This window comes from Flagellimonas yonaguniensis, assembly GCF_029193885.1.
In the GTDB taxonomy this organism is placed as follows: Bacteria; Bacteroidota; Bacteroidia; order Flavobacteriales; family Flavobacteriaceae; genus Flagellimonas; species Flagellimonas yonaguniensis.
Genome location: NZ_JARFVB010000032.1, coordinates 1 through 5,621, shown reverse-complemented (window position 1 = coordinate 5,621; position 5,621 = coordinate 1). Strand labels below are relative to the sequence as shown.

At 35.4% G+C, this 5,621-nt stretch carries 6 protein-coding genes; all 6 read right to left on the bottom strand.

The window, feature by feature from the left end:
- Nucleotides 1–137: 137 nt before the first annotated feature.
- The 6 genes from PY092_RS19490 to PY092_RS19470 all read right to left on the bottom strand — a co-directional run bounded on the left by PY092_RS19490 (nt 138) and on the right by PY092_RS19470 (nt 5,112).
- The gene (locus PY092_RS19490; RefSeq protein WP_313790245.1) at nt 138–1,574 is read right to left on the bottom strand and encodes a protein-disulfide reductase DsbD family protein; all 1,437 of its coding nucleotides are present in this window, start codon (nt 1,572–1,574) and stop codon (nt 138–140) included.
- Nucleotides 1,575–1,595: 21 nt separating this feature from the next.
- Nucleotides 1,596–2,084 (bottom strand): protein-disulfide reductase DsbD domain-containing protein, encoded by a 489-nt coding sequence (locus PY092_RS19705; RefSeq protein WP_313790244.1) that lies wholly within the window; start codon nt 2,082–2,084, stop codon nt 1,596–1,598.
- Between the two features lie 69 nt (nt 2,085–2,153).
- The gene (locus PY092_RS19485) at nt 2,154–3,446 is read right to left on the bottom strand and encodes a DUF3570 domain-containing protein (RefSeq protein ID WP_008610845.1); all 1,293 of its coding nucleotides are present in this window, start codon (nt 3,444–3,446) and stop codon (nt 2,154–2,156) included.
- A 34-nt stretch (nt 3,447–3,480) separates the two neighbouring features.
- A complete protein-coding gene (locus tag PY092_RS19480) occupies nt 3,481–3,693 on the bottom strand; it encodes a DUF4266 domain-containing protein (RefSeq protein ID WP_040879443.1) in 213 nt (70 codons plus the stop codon).
- Complete coding sequence (locus PY092_RS19475; RefSeq protein WP_085942217.1) at nt 3,690–4,586, bottom strand: FAD:protein FMN transferase; 897 nt, start codon at nt 4,584–4,586, stop codon at nt 3,690–3,692. The genes PY092_RS19480 and PY092_RS19475 overlap by 4 nt, the downstream gene beginning before the upstream one ends.
- An 85-nt stretch (nt 4,587–4,671) precedes the next feature.
- Complete coding sequence (locus tag PY092_RS19470) at nt 4,672–5,112, bottom strand: thioredoxin family protein (protein WP_008610842.1); 441 nt, start codon at nt 5,110–5,112, stop codon at nt 4,672–4,674.
- Between the last annotated feature and the right edge of the window lie 509 nt (nt 5,113–5,621).

The window sequence follows — 5,621 nt, the reverse complement described above, 5'->3', positions numbered from 1 at the left end:
GGAGCCTGGTGGTCCAGCAACTTTATATTAAATTTGGGGAGAGGATTCCCTTGGAATTAAATCCCAATCCCTCTGGGGCTAGCCCCAGAGGGATTGATGGATCGGACAGAGTTTAATTTACAGACCCAAACAAAATTCTACTTCCTAACACCAACCTTTAACCACTCATAATACTCATCAATCCCAGCATACTGTTTTGCCTCGTTGAGTATTTCAAGGTTGGCATTCATAGTTACATAGTAAGGTTGAGAAGCCGTCTGGAAGTTTACATATTGAAATGTTGACCATTTATCGCCTACGGTTTCAATAGATTTTAAATGATTTTCGCTAAGTTTTATTTTGAATTGCTCATCTTCAGAGAGTGCTTTGCGGTCGTCTACATAAAGTGAAATTAAAACATAGTTTTCCTTTAGTAGTTTATAAACTTTTGGGTCGCTCCAAACATTTTCTTCCATCTTTCTACAATTAACACAAGCCCATCCTGTAAAATCTAAAAGAATAGGTTTGTTATTCGCTTTCGCAAAAGCGAGACCTTCATCAAAATCTTTATAGCAGTCTAACCCTAGTGGACAATCAGATTCTTGTTCATATAGGCTGTAAAATGTAGGTGGCGGAAACCCTGCCAACAATTTTAGGTGTGAATTTTTAGTAAGTCCCGTTCCTAGATAAATGACAAACGCAACCACTAATATGGCAAATGAAATTTTTGGGAAACTCAATTTCTTTTTGCCATCGTGTGGAAAGCGAATAACACCAAAGAAGTATAATGCCATTAACAGGAATATGACCATCCAAATACCTATGAAAACTTCTCGTTTAAGAATTCCCCAATGTGCTACCAAATCCGCATTTGATAAGAATTTAAAGGCCAATGCTAGCTCCACAAAACCTAATAACACTTTTACTGTGGTTAACCATCCGCCAGATTTTGGTAAGGATTTCAACAAGTTAGGAAACAAGGCAAATAGTGCAAATGGTAGCGCAAGTGCAGCACCAAATCCAGTCATTCCTGCGGTAAGTTGAAACGCACCACCAGCACTAGTTAGCGAACCTGCCAATAGCGAGCCTAAAATGGGTCCTGTACACGAGAAAGAAACCAAAGCGAGTGTTACCGCCATAAAGAAGATTCCTATTAGACCACCAGCACTAGAAGCGGAATCCATTTTATTTGACCAGGAACTAGGCAATGTTAATTCGTAATAACCAAAGAATGAAAAAGCAAAAAAGATGAATATGATAAAAAATATAACATTGAGCCAAATATTTGTAGATATCGTATTTAAAATTTCCGGGTCTACCGAATCCAAAAAATGAAATGGAACACTTAAGCCCACATAGATAATGACTATAAAAGCTCCATATAAAATGGCATTTGTGATTCCCTTACTTTTATTACCGGATTGCTTGGTAAAAAAAGATACAGTAAGTGGTATCATAGGAAACACACAAGGGGTGAGCAACGCTACAAGGCCGCCTAAAAAGCCAAGTGCAAAAATTTTCCATAAATTACCTTCTGTGGTGATTTCATCTGAACCGGATTGTAAGCGTTCTTTGTGCTTTAAATCTAATAGCAAACTATTAGAGAGTGCTTTACTTTATTCGTCTAATACTACATTAGTAAGCTCAGCTTTAGTCCCGTCCAAGTTTATAATGAAATTTTCTTCCTTGTTAATACAGACGTCCTTACATACCTGATATTCCAAATGAACATTTACTTGTTTTACACCTTCTGAAAGTAAGCTTATACGCTGTGTGAATTGGGCTTTATTTAAAAAGTAGGTTTCCTCTACTTCGAAAATATCGTTAAATGCCTTTACGGTTTCACCTTCTTTTGCATTATCTACCAGTTCATAATTCCCTTCACTATTTTTAAAAGTTAATACCGAAGGTAAAGAACCATCTTCATTAGTAAATTGAGAAAAAACGTGCCATTCTTCATCAATACTACCCGTTAGAATAATATTATATTCGGTATCAGAAATCTTTTGCACTTTAGAATTCCAAGTAACAGGCTCAATAATTCCCTGTTGCGCATTTGCTAAAAAGCTTGCAAAAACAGCAAATATTATTATTAATTTCTTCATACATAAGGTATAGTTTTCCTGCCCTGTGGTTAAAAACCACAAGACAGTTATCATTTTATAAATCTTGAGTTAATCCATCACAAACTTAAATCCTGCTGTAATGATGCTAGAACTAAATGTGGTATCCCTATCATATTGATAGAATTTCAGGTCTATACTTTTAAGTCCAAATTTCCAGAGATGGGCTTTCGCAAAAATGTCTGTGTAAGACACTCCAAACCCAAATTGATTTGCCGAATATTCCGAAAGGTCATAATCTGAAGTGTAAAACTCATCTGTGGACAAAGCACCTTCGTATGGGTTAAAATAATCGGCTGCGGTTTGATTATAGAACCTGTAAGAAGGATACAGCGTAAACTTATCGGTAATTTTCACTGGCACTTCAATACTTGCAGTGTGTGAATTGATTCCCCAATCGTCAAAATAATAACGATAGAAGGTTCTTACTGTAAAGGTTTCATTGAGATACCAATTTAAACGACCACCTACAGCTACTTTAAATCTTGAATCGGGCAAGCGCTCAATAGCATCTGCAAGCTGAAAATCATCAATAAAGGAATCGGCTACATCTCCAAAATAGACGCGTTGAAATGGTGTAGACAACAACCCTTGTTGTTGCACAAAATCTAACGCCAATGAACCTTGTACATTTTTATGTAAAATTTGCGAGAAACCAAAGCCTAAGGAATAGGAATTACGCCCTTCACTATCAAAAGGCTCAAACCTCGGATTATAATTGGCATTTCCTGTTATGGTATTTTGGGTAAACAAACGATTATTCAATCCATCTCCACCAGCACCAAACGGCCTCAATTCTGTAGGATAAATAGCGTTCCAGGTATCTATATATACATTCCCGTTTACACTAACTTCAGTGTTTTTTTCGTTAAAAAGTTTGGTATAACTACCCCCGACACCTACCGAAAAGTAATCGTATTCAGTGGATACCGATAATTTGGCAGACCAAATATCGTTTCGGTCGTCAGAACTATGACTGTAACTTCCTGTTACATTCGCCCACAAGTCACTACTTGATGCACCTGATGACGCTTGAAAAGGGTCTGCAGGACCATCATCAAAAGGCCCCACATTACTTGATGAAGCAGAGGTGTATGCCGATACACCTGCATCAATTGTTAATACATCATCATCATTTAAAGGAATAGAGACTACAAATGTCCCTGTAACATCAGTCAATTCTTCAGTCCCGATACCACCGCTTACCGCTGCGTTATCTCCATCTTGACTATAATAGCTTGATAAAAAATCTACTTCAACAGTTTCTAATACACGTTTTTTATAGACTTTGGTTGAGTCTTGACTAGTTTGAGAGTACGCTTTCGCAAAAGCGAATACACACATAAAAAGAATAAATTTTTTCAATTGAAATTTTGATTTAATTACAGCCGCAGCCTCCTCCAGTTTTTCCTCCGTTTGCCCCAACGGCAGCTTCTCTATAAGAATGTGCAGTTGTTACATTACGGTCACATTTCTTATCTGCGAGTGCCATATCTGGGTCATTTATATTAACCTTCTCATATTCCTTAACCACTACGCAACTGCTAAAGAAGCACGTAATCATAGTGAGCATTATTATTTTCTTCATCATAGTTTATCGATTTCTATGTTCTTTGATTTTGTGATATTTCCTTTATCATCTATAATGATGCATTCTATTTTTGGCAATTGATTGATACGGTCCAATCCCGCTTCTTTTCCCATTACAAAAACGGACGTTGCCAGAGCATCAGCCAATTCTGCTTTGGGTGCAAAAACGGTTACGCTTATAATTCCGGTAGATGGATAACCTGTTCGTGGGTCTATGATATGTGAATACCGAGTGCCGTTAAAATTGACAAACTTTTCATAATTACCAGAGGTTACAACTGCTTCGTTTGTAATAGGAAGCAAAGCAAAAACTTTATTCTTATCTATTGGATTGGTAATGGCCACTTTCCATTCTTTTCCATTGGGCTGTTTTCCCCAAGTATTCATATCTCCAGAAGCATTTATGATTCCTGATGGCACTCCTTTTGAAATTAGTAAATCTTTGGCTTTATCTGCCGCATAGCCCTTGCCAATGGCACCGAAGCCAATTTTCATCCCTTCAGATTTCAAGAAAACCGTACTATTTTCTTTGTTAAGTATAATATTTTGATAACCCACTTTAGATACCGAAGCTGTAATTTCTTCTTCCGAAGGCATAGTGGTCATACTACCATCAAATTTCCAAATGTTGTCCATTGATGCATAACTGATATCAAAAGCACCATCGGTAAGTTTTGAAATTCCAATGGCTCTTTCTATTAACTCAAAAAGTTCTGAATCTACTTTTACAGGTTTTATTCCGGCATTTCTATTAATTTTTGAAGTTTGAGAATTTCCATCCCAAGATGAGATGAGTTTTTCTATTCTTGAAATTTCCGCAACAGCGGTATCAATATATTGGTTTCCTTGTACAGAATCGTTAGCAACAACCGTAATATCAAAACGACTACCCATTAATTTGAGTGTGCGTTTGTACGGCTCCTGAGCAATACAAGCTAATGTAAAAGACAGAAATAATATAAAAAAATGATGTTTCAAATTATTTTATAAATGTATTTAATTCTTTAATATAATTTTCTGGTGTTGTTTTTTTATAACTATTTTCGCCTAAAACGTTACCATTAGAATCAAGCACTACCACAAATGGGAAATAACCTTGTTTGTTGTATTTTTCTGCAAGTGTAGCGTTGGCTTTTGTTTGAGATTCTGATAATGCGTTTTTCTTTTTTCTAGGAAAATCAGCTCGTAACATTACATAATGTTTTGCTGCATAGGTTTTAAAAACTTCTGTGCTCCAAATTTCTCTATCTAACTTTATACAAGGTGCACACCAGTCCGAGCCTTGAAAAACTAGTATAATTGGTTTGCTTTCTTTTGCTGCTTTTTCTTTTGCTTTCGCAAAATTTGTTTGCCATTCTTGGGCATTTACTAAGGTAATTGTAGCTATAAATAACAATGCTACTGATAAATTTTTTTTCATAAAATAAAATAATTTACAAAGTTATATACTAAACGGTTTTTTTTATTAATATCATATAATGATATCAATTATTTTTAATAAAAACATAAACTTTTAATGGCTCGATATAAGCCTAATAAATTGCTTCTGCCTTTGGTAAATATACGTTCATCTTCTTTATAACTCTTCACATTCAACATAAAAGGCAATCGATTTACTTAATTTAATTAAACTAATTTGTCTCATATTTTATTTTTTTTTAACAAATGATAACACGTAATGACTTCTCTTTTAAATACACAGAAAGAGATTGTTCTTTTAGTTGAGCTAATTCTCCATCAATTTGAAATTCGAAAAAATTATTTTGATTTCGAGAAAGCAAAATTTCCTTTGTTTGAAAGCTTGTAGATACCCCAAAAATTAGGGCAGTAAGTTTAATCATTAAATTTACTGAATATGACACGAAGAAAGTTTACCCCGAAGTTCAAGACCAAGGTGGTATTGGAAGCCTTGAAAGAGCGGCATAGCCT

Bases quoted from the DNA above. Each gene is read 5' to 3' on its own strand.
- PY092_RS19705 (WP_313790244.1), bottom strand. From the start codon at position 2,084: ATGAAGAAATTAATAATAATATTTGCTGTTTTTGCAAGCTTTTTAGCA.
- PY092_RS19485 (WP_008610845.1), bottom strand. From the start codon at position 3,446: ATGTGTGTATTCGCTTTTGCGAAAGCGTACTCTCAAACTAGTCAAGAC.
- PY092_RS19480 (WP_040879443.1), bottom strand. From the start codon at position 3,693: ATGATGAAGAAAATAATAATGCTCACTATGATTACGTGCTTCTTTAGC.
- PY092_RS19475 (WP_085942217.1), bottom strand. From the start codon at position 4,586: ATGGGTAGTCGTTTTGATATTACGGTTGTTGCTAACGATTCTGTACAA.
- PY092_RS19470 (WP_008610842.1), bottom strand. From the start codon at position 5,112: ATGAAAAAAAATTTATCAGTAGCATTGTTATTTATAGCTACAATTACC.